We start from the raw sequence: 20595 nt of genomic DNA, 5'->3' as shown, positions 1-20595 counted from the left end.
ATAGCGAAAATCATGCAAACGTTTTCACTTGTTTTTTATTATAGGTTCATAGATTTATGTTGTCAATACTTTTTAAATTTTCTAATTATATAATGGAGTGGTGATAAGATCCCTCCCCGCACAAATACAGAGGGTGTGACGGTGTTTTGTTGGCCGAAGTTTGCTCTTTCTTGGCCGGAATTCTCACTTTCTTAGCCAAAGCTTGTCTTTAGGTATTTTTTCGTAAGGTGAAAATAGATAAGGTACAGACTATTCACAAACAAATAAATAGGAACTGAAAAGAGGATTTGATATCCATTTTTATAATGAAAAATGCCCATTTGCACACAGATCCATTCCATCGCTATGCCAAAGGCTGTCAAAAAAATGATGTAAAGACTATTCTTATAGCCCTTTATATGCAACTTGTCATAAAAGTAAATAATTAAATACGTAAATGGACCGTACATAATATAGGATATAAAATCAAAGAACTCAAATCTCGATGAATCATTCACATCATAATAATCAAACGGTTCAACGCTACTTGAATGATCAAAGATAATCCCCATAAATATACCTATAATAAAATACATAATCGAAAGTGATAGTGGAAATCGTTTTGGCAAAACAATCATTAGCGTTATTGTAATGACTAAAAGAGCCAAGATAAACAACTCGTTTTGGTTAAATTGATTATCATAATAAATCGTATTCATACACAGATCCCATCCTTCCGTAAACGTTTCCTAAACCATTTCGCACATAAAAGCGCAAGAAGGATATAAAGCAGCAAAAAAAGCAATTCAATAAGTAAACTCCAATTTTTGTACGTATATATACCAAAATAAATGCCTAATTTCTCTAACGAAAGAAGCAAAGTAATCGTAATAAAAACGGAGGCGTATTTTATGATTTGTTTTTTTGCTGCATAGAAGATATTACAACAAAACAGCAACGTTAATGGAATCACAACATTGCGAGACAATAAATGAGATAAATACAAAACAGAGTCTTTAGTCGTTTCGACATAACCAAAATTAAGAGAAAAAAGAGTTATTTTATTAATGATAACCATCAAGACGATCATATATATAAACAAATTTTCTACAACAGAAAGCTTTTGTTTATACAATGTAAAAGACGTTACTATCACCCACGTAATCATAATATAAATAGCAAGTTCCATTAACAATTCACACTTTCAGCCATAGTCTTATTAGATTAACCGTAAAGAAGATATTCATTCTAGATAGAGGATTTGTTTCCGGTCAACCATTTTTAGATGGCCTTTTTTGGGGACAAACCACCTTTCGATTGGATTCAGCCAAGTTACTCAATCAAAAGAAGTGAGGAAATTTTTAGAAGCGTCTAAAAAAACTCAGGTGATCAAATTCAAGCGTTAGAAAAAAATTGCTCAAGACACTTAAAGTGGGGTCAGCCCCCTTTACTATGGTTATTTACGAAGCGAGTTTCCTTTTTTCAAAACAACTATTGAGTCCTCCACTAGCAAAAATGGCTCTGTCGCCTGTCTATCATACGAGCTTCTTGCATATTTTCCCTTCGTTTAAATCAAGCTAAAAGCAACTATGAAGACAAAGGATCAATCATGTCCCAAAAAGAAAAAGTAATTCCACTCATTGATGATAATGTCAACCAAATTGAAAATCTCATAACTGAAAAACTTGACGTCTGGTTCGAGCATGTCCTTTTTTCAGGACTTTGGTGGTTTGGTTTAGCTTTATCTATTGTACCGTGGATTTTTTGGTGGCGATGGAGGAAAAGAGAAAGCAGTGACCGCTTGTTGTTTGCTGGTTTGGAGTAAGTGGAGTCTGTCCCTATGCCCTTTTCAAGGAATAAATTTTGCATACTAGTGGAGGATAACATTAGCAACAATTAATCATGATGGTATACAAGGAGTGGAAAGAGATGGAAGCAGATCATCAAACTAGATTAACTGCCTCAGAAATTGCAGCACTTTGGAGCAGTTGTCAGAACAATAGCATGGGAGTGTGTGTGTTTACGTATTTTTTGGAAAATGTTGATGATGCCGATGTGAAATCAATTTTAAAATATGCACTCAAGACGTCAGAAAGAGCTCTTAGCCAATCAAAAGATATACTTAAAGAAAACAAACAGCCTATACCTGTTGGTTTTTCAGTTGAGGATGTGAGCCCCGATGCTCCGCGTCTTTATTCAGATACATATTATCTATATTATATAAAAAATATGGCAAAGGTTGGATTATCTGTTTACGGAGTTGCTTTAGCAACTACTGCAAAATCAACTGTCCGTGCTTTTTTAAGTCAAGCCATTGAATCATCAACAGATTTGTACAATAAGACAGCTGACCTTTTATTATCAAAAGGATTATTTGTAAGACCACCTTATGTTTCAACTCCTGATGATGTTGATTTTGTTGACAATAAAAATTATAGAGGTGGTCTATTAAGTAGGAACGTTAGACCAGCAAATGTTATTGAAATTACTCATGTTCATGCCAACATCGAAACAAACATAGTTGGACAAGCTCTTTTGGTCGGGCTTGCTCAAGTTGCTAAGTCTCAAAAAGTACGTGACTATTGTTCTAAAGGAAAAGAGATCGCTAAAAAACATGTGAAGCTATTTTCTAATATTTTAATGGATGATGACATTCCCGCACCTATACCCTCAGACATTGTAGTGTCAGATTCTACCGTAACACCATTTTCAGATAAACTAATCATGTTCCATTCTTCCTTGTTAATATCATCGAGTATATCAAACTATGCAACCGCTTCTGCGGCTAGCTTACGAACAGATATCAACACAACGTACATTCGGTTACTAACAGAAATCGCAAAGTACGCCAATGATGGTGTTAACATAATGATTAACAACAGCTGGTTAGAAGAACCCCCTCAACCAGCAAATCATGAGCAATTAACTCATCTTTAGTTTTGTGAAAACAAGAGAAAAGGCACACACTAAGCCTTTCAATTGTAGCTTGACCATTACATGAATCATATTGAGAAACTAAATTGATGAGAGAAGGAATTCTTTTTAAAATAGATAGTTTGCAGCGCTGCTAAGATGGGCCACTTGGTGTTTTTTACATTATTTCTACTCTACTAATGCCCTCTTTAGTTGGTCACTTTAGTCCAATTATCCTTAAAACTCAAATGTCGTGCCTATCGGTAACAGGAACATGCCATCATATTGTTCGTTTGGCGGAAAGGAAAACTTATTATCACCTTGAAACCTTTGGGGTACACCAGTTGGAATAAGTAAATCCATTATACTCGAATTATGATAAAATTTTGTATACTTTATAAATTGTTTGTCAGGTGTGATTTCACAATGAACAGAATCGAGAAGTTCTATCCTTTTATTATTTTCTTAGCAGTAATCAGCGGAATTAACATAGGACAAGTAGATCTACTACGAGCGAATGCGGAAAGCTTTATTGTTCCTTTACTCGTAGCTATGCTTTATATAACGTTCTTCCAAATTCCGATGGAGGAAATTAAGCAAGCTTTTAAAAATATCAAGTTCACATACACGTCAGTCCTCATAAACTTTGTCTGGACACCTATCCTCGCATGGTTGCTAGCAATGGGATTTTTAGGTGACAACGCGGCATTATCTATTGGATTTATCATGCTAATGGTCACACCGTGCACGGACTGGTACTTAATCTTTACGGGCATAGCGAAAGGAAATGTTGCGTTATCAACGGCTATTTTGCCTTTAAACTTACTCTTACAGGTCACTTTGTTGCCTGTGTTTCTACTTATTTTTGGTGGAACGACAGGGGTTATAGATATGGGATTTTTCGTTAAAAGCATTCTAATGGTGTTATTTATACCATTTGTTTTAGCGGTTCTAACAAAAGCACTCTTGAGAAACCAGAAACAAGTAAGAGATCATTTTTTATCTAAGCTTAGCATGTTTCCAATTATCTTCTTAAGCCTTGCAATCGTTGCGATGTTTGCTTCACAAGGGCATTTATTACTTGATCACTTAGATTTAATGTGGCAACTAACCATACCAATCCTTTTATTTTTCATTGTGAATTTCTTTGTTGGGCAAAAGGTTGGGCAACTGATGAGCTTTTCGAACCCCGACAGAATAAGTTTAAGTTTGACCACTTTAGCTAGAAATTCACCAATTGCTTTAGCAATAGCTATGACCGCATTCCCAGACCAACCTTTAATCGCCTTAACATTAGTGATAGGTCCATTATTGGAATTGCCTCTTTTGGCTATCATCACTCAGCTTTTGTTGTTTTTTTCTAAAGGTAAAAGGACTTGAATATGAGCGAACGAATGTATAAATGCGGCTCTCTGACTATTGTCGTTGATCATCCGTTAGATACTCGAAAAATTCGACCAGATTATTATCGGGGTCTGTAACTCCGAACTCACGGACACCAAACCACTGGTCACGCAGTTGTGCATTCGAATGTATGATACCAAGTGGTTGAATGCGGTGGTACAGTTCTTCAATTCCTTCTACCTCAATCCGGCAGCTGGCGGTACCAGCGATAAACGATTCCGCACCTGAGACAACAGGTGCAGAGTCGTTGCGAGTACGCCAGCTTTCATCACTGGCTTCCCAAAGATGAATCAATCGAACGTCATTATAGAGAAGAACAGCAAACCCACCTTCCTGATAGCCTAAAGTAAAGTCAAGTTTCCCACTATAAAATTCAATGCTTTTTGTTATATTCCTCACTGGCAAAGCTGGAATAGCTCGCAACATTCTCATTTCTCATTCCCCTTCATATGCGCATTTACTCGCAGGGTCTAACCCCACTGACTCAATTCTTTCTCTTATAAAGACTTTGAGAGAAATAGTATCCAAACAATATCAGAACAAAGGTAGTGATCATTTGAAAATCGAAACGATCGATGTCCACTACAGTACTAATCTCATCATAAAATGATTTGATAAGCATGACAATCACAATTGGTAAGAGGCACAGGATATTGAATCTTGGTAGGTTGATTCTCCAATGGCCCTCTGTTCGATATGCCCGAAGTAAATGCCTGCCGCTAAGAAGTACGCCAAAGAAAATTAAAATAATGACCGGGGTTACAATCGACAAGATATGAAGTGTCGTTGAGCTTGAGAAAAAAGCAGTCCTCCTCCACCCGCTTGCTGCTTCTAACAACCTTCCTGAAACAAACAAAAATAGAAACCAAGAAAAACATGCTAGTAGATATTTCACGGTTCCTCCCCCTTTCTAAAAGCGTTAGCCTGGCACCAGAATTTTGCGACATAGGATGATTATTGTGGCAATTACTCTACTCATCGCTTACCGCTATTGTTCTCCTCTTTCATTTTATGAGACGAGACCTAAAAAAATATGTTTAATTGATAATTGTTGGCGTGTTAAATTTCGTTTAAAAAAGTAAGAGCTTTAGTGGGTATGATGAAGACAGTCTCTATTTCGCTGAGACAAAATTAAGACACCCTTTTCATCTAAAAAGGATGTCTCGATTAAGGCTAGCGCAGGAAAACGGTATTCATCTCTACTTCTCCTCTACGCTACCAGCAATAACGGAATCCCCATTGCTAGCAGAATAATGACTAGAAACATAATCCATGCTAATGGACGGGCAAAATTAATCGTCCAGCCGATTCCGAAGCGTTTCTCTAAAAAGAGCGCTGGGTCACTCGGATTAAAGTAGAGTTGACCTAACTTCCAATATTGGTCGTCATCGCGGTCGATGATCTCACCCTTTTTCCCGGTACTTGTTTTCACTCGGCTACCACCTTGCCCGGTTGTAAAGGCAAGCACGATGGCACCTGCTGTGACCGCTAATCCAAATAAAAGCGGAAGAACAACCAACACCGTAGGATCAATTGGATAGATAAACGACAGCTGGATGACTGCGAACAACAATGTTAACGCAATCCCCGTAATAATGATGTATGCCGACCATACCCTTCTAAAGACGATCGTTTGTTGAATCGACTTCTCTGGGTTTTCTGCATTTAATTGCTGCTTTGCTTTTCCAATCATTGTGTTAATAAACAAAAATAATATTGTGAGATACACTTGCATGATTGGCATTACCATGACGGTCCGGTACGATTTCTCCGCCCAGTTTGTCACCTCGCCACTATAGTTGTACTGCATAGGAATGCTGTCGGGAATTTGATCATATAGCCAGTAAGTGATGATGATCATGGCAAAGGAAATTACAAAAGATATGATAAACCAACCATTGGAATAGGTTAACTTCTGATCACGGAACCCCGTATGAATGACGGTTTGCTGTGGTTTCTCCTTTCCCCATTTTTCGTTTGCTTTCAGCTGTTTCATTTGACGATGAAAGCGAAGATACACAAAGAACGTACCAATAATATAAAAGAGAACGCCCACACTGATCAAAATACTTGTCGTTTGCTGATCATTAGGTAAGATAAGACTCAAGAGCAAGAAGACGACGACTGCTAATAGACTAAACATTCCTGTCACTTTAGCGTACTGTTTCCGCATGCTTTGTAGTTGGTTGGAATGATACACGTCCTCTGGAATTAATACCCCGAAACTTTCTGTTCGTCTCGTCAAATACGGCATACACATCGTCGCAATCATTATAGGAACAACCGTCAACAGTAAAAGAATAGCTACGAATCCATCCATTATTTTTCCCCCTCTTCGTTTTCAAATGCTCGATACACGTGCTTGCACATTTGCAAAAATTCTTCTTTCTCAATCCCACGACAAAATGACTCTGCAATGAGCGGGTGAAGCGAGTTGTTTAACTTGCTTCGATATTCATCATCGGCTCTCGGAACGCCCTCTGGATTAATGACCACTCCTTTTTGCCGATGAATCAAAATAAACCCCTCTTGCTTCAGCTGCTGATATGCTTTATTCACTGTATGCAGATTTATGCCAAGGTCTGCGGCCAAGGAACGAACTGATGGCATCCTCTCCCCTAAAGCAATTTCCTTTTTCGCGATCCCAGCAATAATTTGATTTTTCAGCTGTGTATAGATCGGCTCCTCTGCTTGTAGATCGATGTTTATATACAATTTAGAAACACATCCTCTTTTGTTTGCCTGTTATATATATAATATAACAGTTAGAAGAAGATGCAACAAAAGTCGGTGGAGAACTTGTAGGAAGTTCAGAAATTAGGTGAGGATGACGTGTGAGATGGCGTTCTTGGCCGGGGAAAACGCCCCCATTTTATTAGAGGCCACTAAACAAGGTGAAAAACAGAGGCCACTATTCATTTCTTTATACCTTTTTTCTAAAAAAATAATTGGAATGGATTTTATCAAGTTTTTTCCTTTTCTGTTTGCACGCCTCGAATGACCGGGTTCTGTTCGCTTTTTTTACAAAATGAACTAGCAAATAGACATGAATGGACTGTGGTTTTGTCGAGAAGTTTTTTTCTCTTTCTTTTTTTCAAATCAATTTCACGAGGCAATTCTGCAATTGTTACCATGACTAGATTCGATTATACAAACTTCAATGGAGTGTTCGACAGGTCTCTCTTTTCCCTTGAAGGCGGGTTACATTTTTTTACAAAATAAGAAATTGACAGCGGTTACATATGCAGATTACGATGAGGGTGTCTTATTCATGGACTACTACATTTGATACGGGAAAGGGTGTTGTTGTTATGATTCAGAAGAATTGGAAGCGAATGGTGAATATGTGTGTGTGCTTTTCACTCGTACTAAAAGGTGCGGTGGCAAACGGGATAGCAGCTCTTACATCTAACATCGAACATACGAAGAGCAGGACAAATTCGAATGAGCAGCTACAAACCGCCTATAGCTTTAACCAATCTGAGACCTCTTTTGGTTCGGACAAGCCTATTCGAATGAACATTCTAGATAGGATCCTCTCCGGAGTCAGAATGATAGCAATGAGTAGCAGCCTTAAAAAAGCAGGAGATTTGAGAACGCTCGGGCAGACTCTTTCTACGTGGAAAATGAAAACACATGAATATAACTACGACCAGACTAGAATGAAAGCAACGGCAGCTAGTAGGATAAGGAAGTTCTATTATGGAGTAAGAGATCCGACAATATCGATGAATGTTACTGAACGCCTGATGAGTACCGGGAGGAGTCCACCTTATTACTGATACGTACTTCTAATCGACACGAGGAGGTGAATCGATACCATTTAAGTCGAAGAAACATCTAGGTTCCATAGCATGATTTCATTTTCATAGGAAGGACTTGATGCCTATAAAAATTTGCGTCCACGAATGCAACGAAAGATTGATCAAGATTGGGGGAGTTATTTGGAAAATGTTCTTTTCTCTAAGTGAAAGCTATTTCCTAACAAAATAAAAGGAGTTCTCCTTGTTTGACGTCGCTTGGGGAGTTTCTTTTATGGTATTTCTTATCGTCTTACTGTTTCATTTTTTACTTTCTTCCGTCTCTCCTTCATTTACAAGAGCCCAAAGACATTCCCTGTTTGCGGGTCATCTTCAAAAAATACACGATCTCAAAAAGTAGAATACGGGGATGCGGATCCGTTTTCACTAAACAAGGCATTACGCTATGACAGTAATGCCTTTAATGGTTAAACGTTTCTTTCCCGTTTTCTTCCCTCTGATACATACCTTACTAGTCCAACGAACAACCTCGCCAGCAATGACATTATCGTTAAACCAATGAGCGTGTGACTCCATCCCCATCCTTTTTTCCATTCAATTAAATCTGTTTGTTTCTCTGCCCAAAATTCGATGATGAGCATAGGAATCGTGAACAAAAATATTTTTCCAATGATTGCTAACGGTTTGTTTTTATACGTTATTTGATTGTACATAACGGTGATCGTTGGGTAGATCAAAAAGTCAAATAAGATATGGATGTTAAAGAACTGTGGGAACAATCGTACTGGATATTTAACTAGTTTGTGTTTAACAACCATTTTATCAATGATTCCATTTGATACTGCATTAAATAGGTAAGCTACTACCCAATCCTTAGTTGGGCGTTTTCTTAGCAAAAGAAACAATACTCCTAATGTGATGACACTTAGAATTCTTAATACATTTTTTTGAATTTGAATATTCCTCATTTCCCACACCCTCCTTCCATTAGAATGCGCAACTGATAGGAGTCTTATGATACTTTCCCCCTAATATTTTGCAACTTCTCCCAACCCGGTACACATAAAGTTACAAATTAGAAAGATATTAGAGACAAGAACAGGATGAGAAGTGATTTAGTCGTGCGAAGAATTCTTTTTGTAGCACTTGGGACTATGTTGATTTTGATTTTGATTGGATAACAGATGAATCCATTGTGACGTCAAGAATGAAAGAAAGCAAATGATCAAATGACTTTAGCGACTATCCGTTGCCATCGCTTTATTCGATTCATATCGAAACAAATGAACAAAAGCGGCTAACAAGGATATGGTGATTACAACCCGCAATACTTCCCATCACAACAGAAGCTTGTTTGGTTGCGAGGAACATCGTTGACCGATCAAGATAAAACGGTTTGGAAGGCAAATCCGGATGGAACAGAACAAGAAGAATGGATCAAACATGTGGATGTCATTGAATGTTATTAACACGAAAAGAGGCGGAGCCAGTTCATTTTGGCTCCACCATGTCCACGTATTCCATCTAATTTTGACTTTTTTTTAGAAGTATTGTCGAAACCCTTATCAAACTTGCATTCATTGGTTATTATGATACCAACGACCTACTTAAAGGTAAATCTTAAAACTAACAGGTGATAAGTAATGAAAATCCAACAATTAATTATGACCAACTTAGAAGATAAAATTGAGTCGCTTCGACTTCGTATGATTGCTACTGGTGAACAGAAAGGACTTACCCATTCTGAAACCATTAAATACAGTCAAAAGCTTGATGGGATTTTGAATGAGTACAGTCGCATCAATGCAGAGTGAGCTCAGGTCTACTTGATTCGACAAATGGCACGACATGAATACATACTTGAACTAAGAAACAATGACTACGAGGAACCAGGAGCTGACTTTTCTAGGTGAACGCATTCTCAGCTGTCTCTCTGGTTTGACTACTGCTACGTGATAAAAATGATCGCACTTTTGAGGCATTCGAAATGATCGACCTGTCAAAACTATAATAATAGCGCCCCGGTGCTATATTGTGCATTTGAATCACGACAAATGACTTAAATAAACACCCCTACTGAAATTATCCAAAGATGAAGTGTAAAAGTCGAGCCGTCCATTTACACGCAGTCTACTCCTCTTTAGATCGATTCTACCTTCCACGACGAATGCATACATAAATCCACTATTTAACGGAAACCGATTCAATCCTGTTCGTTCTGCTGTTGACCTTGGACTTGATGTTCTAATTTCTTCATTTCTAACTCAATTTTCTTTTGTTCCAATTCTAGTTCTTTCTCTTTTAGTTGATAGCTTTTTTTCTTATCGTATCCGTAATGAATAAGAGACAATGCAACAAGAATGATAACAAAGAGACCAAAATCCAAATGGACCCACCTCCCGAATTTGATGATTAGTTATATTTATGTTCAGTCAATTAAGAACACGCCACTTTTTCAGTTGCCTTCCTTTTTCGCTTGTTTTCCGCGCAAAAAAGTGACAATGCTCCGCATTTAAGAGGCTACTGAAAAAGAAAAACCAACCTTCTCAGTAGCCTCCAATTATCAACTCTCATGTCTCTACTTAATCAATAATCTCAGCAAAAATGTCATCAACGAACCACTTGTCCCCGACTTTTATGAGGTCGTACTCATAGTAAATTTCGATATTGTTCATCTCATTTGGAGGCTCATAGCCGCTTACGATCACTTCTTCATTGCTTAGGACGTCGAGTTCAATTTCTTCCATCGCTCGAACGGGGAATACTTGTGCTAATGCCGGGCCCCATGAATCAAGATCTTCATTGTAAAAACCTTCCCAAACAGCATCCGTAAATTCTTCGGTGTAATAGTCTAGAAAGACCGCTCTGATGTCTGCAAAAGGGGCTTTCGGTTCGTTGTTGTAAAAGGCTTGTTCCCACTGCTCATACATCGCCATTTCAATTGTATGCTCAGCTTCTATAAGTAAATTTGTGAAGTATTTTACGGTTGGAACGGTTGAAACTTCTTGCTTAAAACGATCATCTAATGCTCTTGCTAAAAAGACTGAGAAATGAGCTCTCGACGTATGTTGACTTGCTTTAAATGTGTGATCAGAAAACCCAGTCGTAATGCCATTTGCAGCTAATGCGTTAATATCATGATAGAACGTATGAGATGGTTTAATATCGCGAAACTCCCCGTCCCATGTACTTTCTAAGTTGAACGCACGCTGAAGAATAGCAGCCATTTGTCCTCGCGTTAACGGGGCTCCTGCCATGAATTGACCTTCTCGACCTCTGATGATGCCTTCATCAACGATGGTTGCGACTAGTTCATAATCAGCAAAGTCTTCATCAATATCTTGTAAATTTGGTGCTGGTCTGCCTTCTGTTTCAAGTCCTAACGCTTTAACAATCATTCTTGCCGCCTGCAAACGTGTGACTGGGTTAGCCGAGCGAAACGTTCCATCGGTATAACCACCAATAATCTCCTGCTCGTATAAATAATGTATTTCATCTTTCGCCCAATGATTTTGGGAAATGTCTGTAAATGTCGTGGTAGCCTGAACTGGAAGCATTACTGCAAAGCAAAGAATGAAAATGAATAGTATTTTTAATTTCATAATCCAACCTCCTAGTTTACTAGTTTTATATTATCATTATTTTCCATTTTTTTATAGATTTTTTTACAGTTAAACTTGTCCAAGCCCAGATCTATTTTTTAAAATTACACAAGATCTTCCATTTTCCTAATTTACTTGCTGTAAACATCTCCTTTGCGATTGTTTATACTTCATGTTATTCGGCTTTGTCCACAATTATTATGCAATCGTGTATAATCATGGTGGGTGATAACATGAAGAATACGAAAGTCTGGTGGTTTCTTGCAATTTTGTGGTGTGTCGTGATTGCCATTGCGACACGACAACCTTTTTTCACAGGGGACTCGACCGAAGAATTATTGACAAATCCTTTATTTGATTCTGCCATTTTAAATTTTGTTGCTAGAAAACTGGTGCATATATCGGCCTTTGGTTTATTAGCGTTTTTATTTTGGAGGGCATTACGTGGAAGAAGCTATCGGTACGTCCTTGCTTTTGGACTTGCCACTTTATATGGTGCGATCGATGAATGGCATCAATCATTTATCCCCGACCGTTCTGGGGCAGTGACCGATGTTTTCATTAATTCTTTTGGGGCCTGTCTAGTGCTCGTCCTTGTGTATTCCGTGATGAGAAACAAGAGGTTGTCCCAGAAGCAATGAGCGCAGCCGTTGCCTGCTTTTAAGCCTTTTATGAGTCGGTTTCTCATAAAAGGCGCGCAGTGTGCGGAGCCATTTCGGCTCTTTTGATGGCTTTGGGACAACCCCTTGCTTGCGCTAACACGTGAAAATTGGACAATTTTGTAGAACGATTCCACTTAATTTTGAAAGCGTTTTCATATATACTTTTAATTAGTACTTCTAATCTAATAAGAAAAGAGGCTACATAAATGGAAAACGAAAATACGTTTTTAATAGGGTTAGTATGGGGAACGTCGTTAAGCATTCCGTTATGGCTGTCTTTTATCGGTTGGATTAAATGGGTTTACGTTTTTTTCTCCTAATCAATTTGATTACATATTGATAGGACAGAATATCACTCACTGGCTATTTTCACCTATTAGAAAAATCCTAAATATGTTCTTGATATAGAACACCCTCCAATATATAATGGAATTATTATACAAGAATGAATTTTCAGACTTATTTTGCGTTATTCTGCTGGAGTTTTTTAAAGCATTCCATTAAGTACGAGGTGAGGAACATGCCGCTTGTCAGAATAAAATCGATTTGGACACCACTATCATTGTTTGGAATCAAGGTTCTAAAAGGACGATGAAGTCTTTAATGGCAAGCTTCGAAAAATAAGTTAGTACTTGCATCTAGTTAATAGACGCTTGTTTATGGACAAGCGCCTTCTTTGTGTTTGCCAAGGGCAACGGATTTGGGGCAGAGGAGCGGCTTAGTTTCGATGTATTTACTAAACCGCTCATATATCAACTTTTGGACACAACGCTAGAATATTTCCCTATTTGCGAATAATTAGGTAAATAATAAAGCCGATAATTGGGAAAAAGAGAGTGGCGACTAAACAAAGCAAGCTATACTCTTTGCTGTTCCCTTGTCTGATTGAATCTCGATAGCACCAAATACTTGTGATAACATTTAAAATGAGACCACCGAAAATTACGAGTAAAAACAATAACATGACAATTGATACTTCGACCATGAGATGCTCCTTTCCAAAGTTTGGGACTGATCCATTTTAGTCAGTGATTGTTAAAAAATGAGGAGGAAAAAATGAATTATATAGAAATGATACGGTCAATTGCTGGCAATAGACCATTAATTTTAACTGCAGCATCCGTTATTATACAGGATGAGGCCGGACGTGTGTTATTGCAACATCGAACAGATACAAATAACTGGGGCATTCCTGGTGGATTTATGGAAATCGGCGAATCTGTAGAGGATGCCGCACGAAGAGAAATTCTTGAAGAGACTGGATTAATCGTAGGCGATATGAAGCTGTATACCGTCTTTTCAGGCGAAGAGTTTTATTTTAAATATCCTAATGGCGATGAGGTGTACAATGTCATTGTGTCCTTCACTTCTACCGACGTGAGCGGCGAACTAATGCCCGATCACGAAGGACATGAGCTCGCCTATTTTCACTTAGATGAGCTCCCAAGTGAAATGATTCCGACAAGCCGGTTGATGCTTGAACGATTTCGTCGGTAGGATGAGGGGGGTGTGTAGCGGGATGCGGAGTTGGGTTGGAGGTCTTGCTATGGCTGTGGCCGGCTTCTTGTACTATGTTTTTGGCGTCTTCTCCAACGGCATTAAGCTCCACGACTATCTTCATCTCCCCTTACTCCCTTTCCCTCACACCCAAAAGCCGAGGGTGGAATCTACAAGATTCCACCCTTGGCTTTTTCAAACTACTCATTCACATACATTTGCACATGTTCAAGCATGTGTTCCGTCGTGCTTCCGTTGATGAGTGAGCCGTCTGAATCAGCCATTGGCATCATCCGGTACACATCGTCCTCTAGCACAACTAACGTTGGCTCAATATGCGGGGTTTGGATGTCGATTATCTGCTCGTCCCCTTTTGTCGTTTTCGTAATCTCGATCGTTCCAACTCCACCAATATCGGTGTACTCGAAATTTTGACCAGAAAAGAAATTCCCTAAGGAATAAAAGACGAATGTCTCTTGACCATTTTCTTGTTGCAAATGGTCAATTGGCTGCAACACATGGGGGTGATGACCAAATATAATATCGGTCCCTGCTTCTGATAAGAGCTGTGCTAATTCACGCTGCTGGGCATTTGGTTCACGTGCATACTCGTCTCCCCAGTGCATATGAACAATGACGACATCGACTTGTTCACGAAGTCTTTCCACATCTTGCTGCATCCGGTCTGGATCAATTAAAGCGACAATATCTTCATGCCCTTCCGGAATCGGAATCCCGTTAGTGCCGTACGTGTACGCGAGCACGCCAAGTGTAATATCGTCCACGGACACAATTCGGTCTGTTTCCCGATCGGCGGTATCGCGATAGACGCCCACATAATCCATGCCGATTTCATCATAAAAATCAAGCGCATTTTCAACAGCTTGTACTCCTCTGTCCAATGTATGATTGTTCGCTCCAATGACCATATCAACGCCCAAGGTTTGCAAATCGCTCACAATCTCTTGCGGGCTATTAAACGCTGGATACGTCGATAAACCAATTTCCACTCCTCCTGGCATCGACTCTTGATTCGCCATCAAGAAATCTGGTGCTGCAAGCAATGACTCAACCTCTTGAAGCATTGGCATAAAATCATAGCCATCCTCTGTTTCAGCTGGTACATACACACGTTCATGCAAAAGAACGTCACCGACTGCACCAATTGTAATCGTCGTTTCAACAGGTTCTTCTTCAACTGGTTCCGGTTCCTCTTGGCGGACGATTTCTGCATCAATTTGCGTAGGGTTTGACTCCGTTGTCACGTCATCGTGCTGTTGGCATCCGATGATCGTAAACAGCATCGTCATATATAGTATCATTTTTATTCTCACGTGATCCCCCCGTTTGATAACTAACATTGAAAAAAAGAGCCTATACGTTGGTGGTTACCCCTAAAAGTTAGAGTTTTTTATTATGCAGCTGATTGGCTGGGTTGAGTTCGGTATTCGACTGGACTTAAACCAGCCAATTTTTCTTTTGATCGTTCATGGTTGTACCAGTAGATATATTCTTCAATACGCCTTTTTAATTCTTCATAGTTTACTAATTCTTCCCCATAATACATTTCTTGCTTTAAAATACCAAAGAAATTCTCCATCGAAGCATTGTCTGCGCAGGTTGCTTTACGTGACATACTTTGGAATATTTTATTTTCTTTTAATGTCCTCACCCATTGGTTGTGCTGGTAATGCCAGCCTTGATCGGAATGGATGGTGGTGCGATATGTTGCACGATTCTTTATTATCTCTATCGTTTCTTTTAAAGGGTCCATGACAATATCTAACGTGGGACGTTTCTTGATATCATAAGCAATAATTTCCCCGTTATAAAGGTCAAGAATCGGATTTAAATATAACTTCTCTTCGCCTAAACATTTGAATTCTGTAATGTCGGTTACTAATTTTTGTAGAGGGATAGGTGTGCTAAAGCGGCGGGATAATTTGTTTTTCGCTACTTTTCCAACTTTCCCCTTATAAGAATTGTATTTACGAGATTTCCTCATAAATTTCACACATTTTAATCCCAAATCTCGCATTATGCGATACACTTTTTTATGGTTAATAGAATGTCCTAATTTCTTTAATTCTTTCGTGATCCGTTTATAACCATAACGTTCATGAAACTTTTTAAATAGATCCGTAATGATTTTTTTAAATTCTGAGTCCGAATCTTCTCTGTCAAAATTTTTCACATGGTAGTGGTAGGTTGCTTCTGGAATTCCCACGACAAGGAGAATATCTTTTAATCGGAATCCCTCTTCTTGGAGTTCGAATGCCACCTTTGCTTGTGCTTTTCGTGGAAGGCATTCGGATTCTCTCGAAAAGCTCTCAACTTTTTTAGGTAAGCATTTTCTAGTCGCAATAATTCATTCTCGCGTATTAGTTCTTCTTCGCGTGTTGACTTCTTCTCTTCTTTTTTCTTTTGTTTATTGGTGTTTTTAGACATAGAAGCTCGCCCCTTTAATCTTGGTTTCAGGCCTTCTATCCCTTGTTCATTAAATATTTTCATCCAACGGTGAATTAATGAAGGATTATTCAAGCTAAATTGTTCAGCAGTTTCCTGAAAAGAAGCACCTGTCTCTATCATAAATTGTATCGTATCCATTTTAAATTGAACAGAGTACGCTTCCTTCATTTTTCTTCGCTTTAAACCCTCTATCCCTTTTGTTTTATAGGCTCTTACCCAATCTTGTATTGGTGTTTGAGAGGGCATATTGTATTTTTTCGCTAATGATTTATATCCAAGATTTCCATTTAAATACTCAGTAACAAGCTTTATTTTAAACTCTTCACTATATTTGGCCATAAAAACACCCCCGAAAGTTAGATTATCTACTCTAACTTTCGGGGGTCGGTACCGTTAGGCTCTTTTTTTAGTATATCATAGGATGAATCATTATAGCCGTTAACTTTACTGCGTTAGCGCAGTGAACAAAGATGTTACATGGAGGACTGCCCCCCACATGCTTTTTCAAACAATGCAAGGTAATCAGCCTTTGTAATCTCACGCGCATTGCTTGGAGTTGAACCATTTTGATACGAAGATTCCGCTAAGTATTCAAAATCAGCTCGATTCACTTGTGGCAAGGAGGCAAACGTTGGGATCGCAATATCCTTTGCTAGTTGCTTCATGTCGTTTACAAGAGCAGCTGCGGCGTCTTTATCTGACTCTGTCTCAGTTGCTAAATTAAGTGTTCTCGCAATCTTTGCATGCTTGGTCAACTCAGCTTCTGCGTTGTATTCAATGACAAATGGCAAAAACATTGAGTTGGCAATTCCATGCGGGGTATCATAAAGCCCACCAATTGCTTCGGCCATACAGTGTACCGAAGCAACATCGGCATGAGAGAACGCCATTCCTGCAATCGTTGCACCGATCATTAGTTCATAGCGCGCTTCTTTGTCAGACCCGTCAGAAACTGCTTTTCTAAGCGCAGGGTAAATCCTCTTCATCGCTTCAATGGCCAGTCCATCCGCAATTGGATTGCTCAATTTACATGTATAAGCTTCAATTGCGTGAACAAGCGCATCCATCCCCGTTGATGCTGTTAACAACGGAGGCAAATTGTATGTTAGTTCTGGATCGACGATGGCGATCATTGGGGCAATTTTTACATCTTTAATTGTTAGCTTGATCTTCTTTTCTGTATCCGTAATAACAGAAGAGCGTGTCACTTCTGCCCCTGTTCCTGCCGTTGTTGGAATCGCGACAATTGGGGTGACTGCTGCTGGTACTTGCCCACGCCCTGCATAGTCTTGCGGTCGCTTTTCTAGCACTTGCAAAATCGCAATGGCTTTGGCTGCATCAATGACAGAGCCACCTCCAAGTGCAATAATGCCATCTGCCTGGAAGTCTCGTGCTTGGTTAGCCCCCTCTATACAGTCATGATCTCGTGGATTTGGCTGAACATTGGCAAAAAGGCTTGTTTCATAGCCTTTTTGCGCGAGGATATTTTCTAATTGTTCAACTAAACCTATTTTCAAAAGGCCCTGATCTGTCACGATGAACAGCCTTTTTCCTGTTATTCGTTCCTTAATATAGTCTCCTGTTTTGCGGAATGTTCCATTGCCGGAGAAGATCTTTGTTGGCAAGTCAAACTCAAATGCATTCATCATTTTCCCTCCCTGCTTCTTCATCGAAGTAAGGATTTCTACATGATGAAACGGTTTCCCTTTTTTACTTTTATGAAAGTAACTTTGATCTTCGGGAATACTACCTACATCATACTCACAAAAAGGAGCACGAAAATAATGTGGAAGAAATCCTATTTCTCAACCAATGCACCTAAGCTATGTAATCGCAAAACTTATCTGATTTTTGTTCTTTTTCTCTCATTTCTGTCAACAACAGCTAACGCTCAAGAATCAAGGTTAGCAGAGGCACCAATTATGATTGATGACAAACCTATTACCACAAAATATATTATGAGAGAGGGACATTTGCTTGTTCCAGCCCTTTTTCTAAAGCATACGGGGGCATTTGTTGATTGGGACGAACAGTACCGTTCTGTCGTATTTCGTAATAGAGGTACGATGTTTGCATTACCTGTAGGCAAAAAGTACTCTGATGATTATGTCAGAGGTACTTGGAAACGACACTCCCTTCCAATCGAAACGGTTGAATTTAATGGCGAACCATTTGTACCTATCGTAAATGTAGCTAGAAAATTAGGGATGGATGTAAGATACGACGCTGCTTTGGCACGTACATTTATAACTACCAATATTGATATTCAGTCAAATCTGATTGAACGTGGAAATATGACAGAGAAACTTGTTGCGTTAACGTTTGATGATGGTCCTGAAAGTCGCTATACCCCACAAATTTTAGACATTTTAAAAGAAAAAGGTGCACCTGCAACATTTTTTGTTATGGGAAAGCAAATAAGACAGTTTCCTGAAGAAATGAAACGAATTGTTAACGAAGGCCATGGTATTGCAAACCATACATGGAATCACCCGGATCTTAGGCGTGTCTGGTCACAGACAGTAAAAGAAGAAATACAATCAACACAAGCCGAAATGGCAAAAGTCGTCGGCAAACAGCCTGACTTATTTCGCCCCCCTTTTGGTGCGTACAGCAAATCAGATATCGCTGTTTTTAATGAGTTAGGAATGAGAAACATCATGTGGTCTGTTGACACACTAGATTGGAGCGGCTTATCAGGAGATGAAATAGTAGCTATTGTAAATCGCGACATTTCCCCTGGTGGCATCATTCTCCAGCACAATTTCCAAGCAGAGGCTCGTCTTCTAGACGGGACAGTGGAAGCATTGCCGCAAATCATTGATGACTTACGGCAAAAAGGATATAAATTCGTGACGCTTCAAACGCTATTATCGGATTAAAGAAAAATAACGAAGTAGAGCTTGGGATCTCCCAAGGCTCTATTTCGTTATTTGTAGAGGTCTGACCCGAAAATGAGTAGTTACTTCTAGCATTTCATACACACTGTAATGCTACAGATGGGCCTGACCGGAGCCATAGACGGAACTTTGAGATCGATCCTGCAGGCCTTCCGCTAAGCTTGCTAGTGATCAATAAAGGTTTCACTAAACCTTACGTAGAAGGGAAATCCGGTCACCTAAGTACCCTTATGTAGGTGACTTGAAACGAGTTAGGATCTTTGACAGTCCGCTACTTCAAAGAAGATACACAACGCTCCCTCTAACGAAAAAGACCTATCGCCATTGGCGATAGGTCGTATATTAGAAAGATGAATTAGTTAATTGCTTCTTCATCTTCCTCGTCAGTTAACTCGTCTCCTGTTTCATCTTCTAAGTCAACGTCAATTTCTTCTTCTGTTTCGAACTCATCATCTAATGCTGGTTCTTCTTCTACTGGCTCGTCCATTACTGGTTCTTCAATATCACCTGCTGGATCTTCAACTGCTGGTGCGTCGTCTAGTACCGGCTCCTCTTCTGCTGGCTCTCCACAAGCCGCAAGTAGTCCTAAAGTTAAAGCAGCAACTGCTGTTGTTGTTAATAATTTCTTTTTCATTTTTACTACCCCCAAATATTTTTATGACTAACTGAAAAAACTTTGCTTGCTGTTAGTCTTTGTGTATCTTAGCAAGATTATTCATCTCCGTCTATGAGTTGCGTCCTTTTTCCTTATTATCTAACTACCTTCACAATATATCCCATTTTTTCACATAACAATGTCAAGAAATGGGACTAGTATCCCTTATTGTTTTGTACTTTATACTAAAAAGCTTATCCAATGATAAGGATAAGCTCTTTTTAGTATGGCTACAATCAAAATATTTATTTCACTGCAAACGTAATATCTGTCTCACAAGCTACTTCGCCATTCACTGTCGCAATCGCATGTCCTTTTCCGATTGGACCTTTTAAACGAACAATTTCAACTTCTAAACGAAGCTGATCACCAGGCTTGACCTGCTTTTTAAAGCGGCAGTTGTCGATTCCAGCAAAAAAAGCAAGCTTCCCGCGGTTTTGTTCTGGTTTTAAAATTGCTACTGCACCAACTTGCGCGAGCGCTTCCACAATTAAAACTCCAGGCATCACAGGATAGTCTGGAAAATGTCCGTTAAAAAATTCTTCATTAGCACTGACATTTTTCAACCCAACCGCACGTTTTCCTTCTTCCAGTTCCTCAATTCTGTCCACCAACAAAAACGGATAGCGATGCGGAATAATCTCTTTAATTTCTTCAATCGTTAGCATTATCGTTCATCTCCTCAAGTATGTATGTGCCTTCATTATATCACAAATGTAGGCAAAAAATGACAAGCACTAATCGTAGAAACGC

24 protein-coding genes are annotated in these 20595 nt (G+C 39.1%); 8 read left to right on the top strand and 16 right to left on the bottom strand.

What is annotated here, in order from left to right; genetic code table 11:
* Positions 1-191 precede the first annotated feature (191 nt).
* On the bottom strand, positions 192-698 hold the full coding sequence (locus SLH51_RS05145) for a hypothetical protein (RefSeq protein WP_335959637.1): 507 nt from the start codon (positions 696-698) through the stop codon (positions 192-194).
* Positions 695-1168, bottom strand: coding sequence for a hypothetical protein (locus SLH51_RS05140; RefSeq protein ID WP_335959636.1), 474 nt, complete (start codon positions 1166-1168; stop codon positions 695-697). The genes SLH51_RS05145 and SLH51_RS05140 overlap by 4 nt, the downstream gene beginning before the upstream one ends.
* 420 nt (positions 1169-1588) lie before the next feature.
* Here SLH51_RS05140 and SLH51_RS05135 point away from each other — a divergent pair, with 420 nt between their 5' ends.
* The 3 genes from SLH51_RS05135 to SLH51_RS05125 all read left to right on the top strand — a co-directional run bounded on the left by SLH51_RS05135 (position 1589) and on the right by SLH51_RS05125 (position 4272).
* The gene (locus tag SLH51_RS05135) at positions 1589-1804 is read left to right on the top strand and encodes a hypothetical protein (RefSeq protein ID WP_335959634.1); all 216 of its coding nucleotides are present in this window, start codon (positions 1589-1591) and stop codon (positions 1802-1804) included.
* Positions 1805-1908: 104 nt separating this feature from the next.
* Positions 1909-2916 (top strand): DUF3231 family protein, encoded by a 1008-nt coding sequence (locus SLH51_RS05130; RefSeq protein ID WP_335959632.1) that lies wholly within the window; start codon positions 1909-1911, stop codon positions 2914-2916.
* Positions 2917-3318: 402 nt separating this feature from the next.
* Positions 3319-4272 (top strand): arsenic resistance protein, encoded by a 954-nt coding sequence (locus tag SLH51_RS05125; RefSeq protein WP_335959630.1) that lies wholly within the window; start codon positions 3319-3321, stop codon positions 4270-4272.
* Positions 4273-4308: 36 nt separating this feature from the next.
* Here SLH51_RS05125 and SLH51_RS05120 read toward each other — a convergent pair whose 3' ends face one another.
* From SLH51_RS05120 to SLH51_RS05105, 4 genes are all read right to left on the bottom strand, one after another.
* Positions 4309-4728, bottom strand: coding sequence for a VOC family protein (locus SLH51_RS05120; RefSeq protein ID WP_335959629.1), 420 nt, complete (start codon positions 4726-4728; stop codon positions 4309-4311).
* Positions 4729-4780: 52 nt separating this feature from the next.
* Positions 4781-5191 (bottom strand): hypothetical protein, encoded by a 411-nt coding sequence (locus SLH51_RS05115; protein ID WP_335959628.1) that lies wholly within the window; start codon positions 5189-5191, stop codon positions 4781-4783.
* A 315-nt stretch (positions 5192-5506) separates the two neighbouring features.
* On the bottom strand, positions 5507-6616 hold the full coding sequence (locus tag SLH51_RS05110; protein ID WP_335959627.1) for a DUF1648 domain-containing protein: 1110 nt from the start codon (positions 6614-6616) through the stop codon (positions 5507-5509).
* Entirely contained in the window at positions 6616-7011 is a 396-nt protein-coding gene (locus tag SLH51_RS05105; RefSeq protein WP_335959625.1) for a GntR family transcriptional regulator, read from the bottom strand. Before SLH51_RS05105 ends, SLH51_RS05110 begins: the two co-directional genes overlap by 1 nt.
* Positions 7012-7607: 596 nt before the next feature.
* Here SLH51_RS05105 and SLH51_RS05100 point away from each other — a divergent pair.
* Entirely contained in the window at positions 7608-8078 is a 471-nt protein-coding gene (locus SLH51_RS05100; protein WP_335959623.1) for a hypothetical protein, read from the top strand.
* Between the two features lie 446 nt (positions 8079-8524).
* Here the strand turns inward: SLH51_RS05100 and SLH51_RS05095 are convergent, their stop codons facing one another.
* Complete coding sequence (locus tag SLH51_RS05095; protein ID WP_335959622.1) at positions 8525-9025, bottom strand: CBO0543 family protein; 501 nt, start codon at positions 9023-9025, stop codon at positions 8525-8527.
* A gap of 675 nt (positions 9026-9700) precedes the next feature.
* Here SLH51_RS05095 and SLH51_RS05090 point away from each other — a divergent pair.
* The gene (locus tag SLH51_RS05090) at positions 9701-9871 is read left to right on the top strand and encodes an aspartyl-phosphate phosphatase Spo0E family protein (protein WP_335959620.1); all 171 of its coding nucleotides are present in this window, start codon (positions 9701-9703) and stop codon (positions 9869-9871) included.
* Between the two features lie 389 nt (positions 9872-10260).
* Here the strand turns inward: SLH51_RS05090 and SLH51_RS05085 are convergent, their stop codons facing one another.
* Together SLH51_RS05085 and SLH51_RS05080 are read right to left on the bottom strand one after the other, a co-directional pair.
* On the bottom strand, positions 10261-10443 hold the full coding sequence (locus SLH51_RS05085; RefSeq protein ID WP_335959619.1) for a hypothetical protein: 183 nt from the start codon (positions 10441-10443) through the stop codon (positions 10261-10263).
* A 196-nt stretch (positions 10444-10639) separates the two neighbouring features.
* The gene (locus tag SLH51_RS05080) at positions 10640-11659 is read right to left on the bottom strand and encodes an S-layer homology domain-containing protein (RefSeq protein ID WP_335959617.1); all 1020 of its coding nucleotides are present in this window, start codon (positions 11657-11659) and stop codon (positions 10640-10642) included.
* A 233-nt stretch (positions 11660-11892) separates the two neighbouring features.
* Here SLH51_RS05080 and SLH51_RS05075 point away from each other — a divergent pair, with 233 nt between their 5' ends.
* Positions 11893-12300 (top strand): VanZ family protein, encoded by a 408-nt coding sequence (locus SLH51_RS05075; protein ID WP_335959616.1) that lies wholly within the window; start codon positions 11893-11895, stop codon positions 12298-12300.
* A gap of 805 nt (positions 12301-13105) precedes the next feature.
* On the opposite strand, the gene SLH51_RS05070 is transcribed toward SLH51_RS05075, so the two are convergent.
* Entirely contained in the window at positions 13106-13306 is a 201-nt protein-coding gene (locus tag SLH51_RS05070) for a PLDc N-terminal domain-containing protein (protein WP_335959615.1), read from the bottom strand.
* Between the two features lie 71 nt (positions 13307-13377).
* Here SLH51_RS05070 and SLH51_RS05065 point away from each other — a divergent pair, with 71 nt between their 5' ends.
* Complete coding sequence (locus SLH51_RS05065) at positions 13378-13818, top strand: NUDIX hydrolase (RefSeq protein WP_335959613.1); 441 nt, start codon at positions 13378-13380, stop codon at positions 13816-13818.
* Between the two features lie 200 nt (positions 13819-14018).
* Here SLH51_RS05065 and SLH51_RS05060 read toward each other — a convergent pair whose 3' ends face one another.
* The 4 genes from SLH51_RS05060 to SLH51_RS05045 form a co-directional block, all read right to left on the bottom strand.
* The gene (locus SLH51_RS05060; RefSeq protein ID WP_335959611.1) at positions 14019-15152 is read right to left on the bottom strand and encodes a CapA family protein; all 1134 of its coding nucleotides are present in this window, start codon (positions 15150-15152) and stop codon (positions 14019-14021) included.
* 80 nt (positions 15153-15232) lie between these two features.
* Positions 15233-16099: an IS3 family transposase gene (locus SLH51_RS05055; RefSeq protein WP_335959610.1), complete on the bottom strand. Its 867-nt coding sequence runs from the start codon at positions 16097-16099 to the stop codon at positions 15233-15235.
* The gene (locus SLH51_RS05050) at positions 16063-16626 is read right to left on the bottom strand and encodes a helix-turn-helix domain-containing protein (protein WP_335959609.1); all 564 of its coding nucleotides are present in this window, start codon (positions 16624-16626) and stop codon (positions 16063-16065) included. Before SLH51_RS05050 ends, SLH51_RS05055 begins: the two co-directional genes overlap by 37 nt.
* 134 nt (positions 16627-16760) lie before the next feature.
* Positions 16761-17936 (bottom strand): iron-containing alcohol dehydrogenase, encoded by a 1176-nt coding sequence (locus SLH51_RS05045; RefSeq protein WP_335959608.1) that lies wholly within the window; start codon positions 17934-17936, stop codon positions 16761-16763.
* Positions 17937-18071: 135 nt separating this feature from the next.
* Between SLH51_RS05045 and SLH51_RS05040 the strand changes: the two genes are divergently transcribed.
* Positions 18072-19169: a polysaccharide deacetylase family protein gene (locus SLH51_RS05040; protein WP_335959606.1), complete on the top strand. Its 1098-nt coding sequence runs from the start codon at positions 18072-18074 to the stop codon at positions 19167-19169.
* Between the two features lie 373 nt (positions 19170-19542).
* Here the strand turns inward: SLH51_RS05040 and SLH51_RS05035 are convergent, their stop codons facing one another.
* Positions 19543-19821 carry a DNA primase gene (locus SLH51_RS05035; RefSeq protein WP_335959604.1) on the bottom strand — a complete coding sequence of 93 codons (279 nt, stop codon included), beginning with the start codon at positions 19819-19821 and terminating at the stop codon, positions 19543-19545.
* Positions 19822-20087: 266 nt separating this feature from the next.
* Positions 20088-20510, bottom strand: a complete 423-nt coding sequence (fabZ, locus tag SLH51_RS05030) for a 3-hydroxyacyl-ACP dehydratase FabZ (RefSeq protein WP_335959603.1) — start codon at positions 20508-20510, stop codon at positions 20088-20090.
* Positions 20511-20595 lie beyond the last annotated feature (85 nt).

Origin of the sequence: Halalkalibacter kiskunsagensis (assembly GCF_037027555.1) — a bacterium.
Lineage (GTDB): Bacteria > Bacillota > Bacilli > Bacillales > Bacillaceae_D > Halalkalibacter > Halalkalibacter kiskunsagensis.
Note: the sequence above shows the minus strand (reverse complement) of the source record. Positions and strands in the feature narration are given on the sequence as shown.

Excerpts from the sequence above, each read along its gene's own strand:
- SLH51_RS05145 (WP_335959637.1), bottom strand. The coding sequence starts at position 698 with ATGAATACGATTTATTATGATAATCAATTTAACCAAAACGAGTTGTTT.
- SLH51_RS05140 (WP_335959636.1), bottom strand. The coding sequence starts at position 1,168 with ATGGAACTTGCTATTTATATTATGATTACGTGGGTGATAGTAACGTCT.
- SLH51_RS05135 (WP_335959634.1), top strand. The coding sequence starts at position 1,589 with ATGTCCCAAAAAGAAAAAGTAATTCCACTCATTGATGATAATGTCAAC.
- SLH51_RS05130 (WP_335959632.1), top strand. The coding sequence starts at position 1,909 with ATGGAAGCAGATCATCAAACTAGATTAACTGCCTCAGAAATTGCAGCA.
- SLH51_RS05125 (WP_335959630.1), top strand. The coding sequence starts at position 3,319 with ATGAACAGAATCGAGAAGTTCTATCCTTTTATTATTTTCTTAGCAGTA.
- SLH51_RS05120 (WP_335959629.1), bottom strand. The coding sequence starts at position 4,728 with ATGAGAATGTTGCGAGCTATTCCAGCTTTGCCAGTGAGGAATATAACA.
- SLH51_RS05110 (WP_335959627.1), bottom strand. The coding sequence starts at position 6,616 with ATGGATGGATTCGTAGCTATTCTTTTACTGTTGACGGTTGTTCCTATA.
- SLH51_RS05100 (WP_335959623.1), top strand. The coding sequence starts at position 7,608 with ATGATTCAGAAGAATTGGAAGCGAATGGTGAATATGTGTGTGTGCTTT.
- SLH51_RS05095 (WP_335959622.1), bottom strand. The coding sequence starts at position 9,025 with ATGAGGAATATTCAAATTCAAAAAAATGTATTAAGAATTCTAAGTGTC.
- SLH51_RS05090 (WP_335959620.1), top strand. The coding sequence starts at position 9,701 with ATGAAAATCCAACAATTAATTATGACCAACTTAGAAGATAAAATTGAG.
- SLH51_RS05080 (WP_335959617.1), bottom strand. The coding sequence starts at position 11,659 with ATGAAATTAAAAATACTATTCATTTTCATTCTTTGCTTTGCAGTAATG.
- SLH51_RS05075 (WP_335959616.1), top strand. The coding sequence starts at position 11,893 with ATGAAGAATACGAAAGTCTGGTGGTTTCTTGCAATTTTGTGGTGTGTC.
- SLH51_RS05070 (WP_335959615.1), bottom strand. The coding sequence starts at position 13,306 with ATGGTCGAAGTATCAATTGTCATGTTATTGTTTTTACTCGTAATTTTC.
- SLH51_RS05065 (WP_335959613.1), top strand. The coding sequence starts at position 13,378 with ATGAATTATATAGAAATGATACGGTCAATTGCTGGCAATAGACCATTA.
- SLH51_RS05050 (WP_335959609.1), bottom strand. The coding sequence starts at position 16,626 with ATGGCCAAATATAGTGAAGAGTTTAAAATAAAGCTTGTTACTGAGTAT.
- SLH51_RS05045 (WP_335959608.1), bottom strand. The coding sequence starts at position 17,936 with ATGATGAATGCATTTGAGTTTGACTTGCCAACAAAGATCTTCTCCGGC.
- SLH51_RS05040 (WP_335959606.1), top strand. The coding sequence starts at position 18,072 with ATGTGGAAGAAATCCTATTTCTCAACCAATGCACCTAAGCTATGTAAT.
- SLH51_RS05035 (WP_335959604.1), bottom strand. The coding sequence starts at position 19,821 with ATGAAAAAGAAATTATTAACAACAACAGCAGTTGCTGCTTTAACTTTA.
- fabZ (WP_335959603.1), bottom strand. The coding sequence starts at position 20,510 with ATGCTAACGATTGAAGAAATTAAAGAGATTATTCCGCATCGCTATCCG.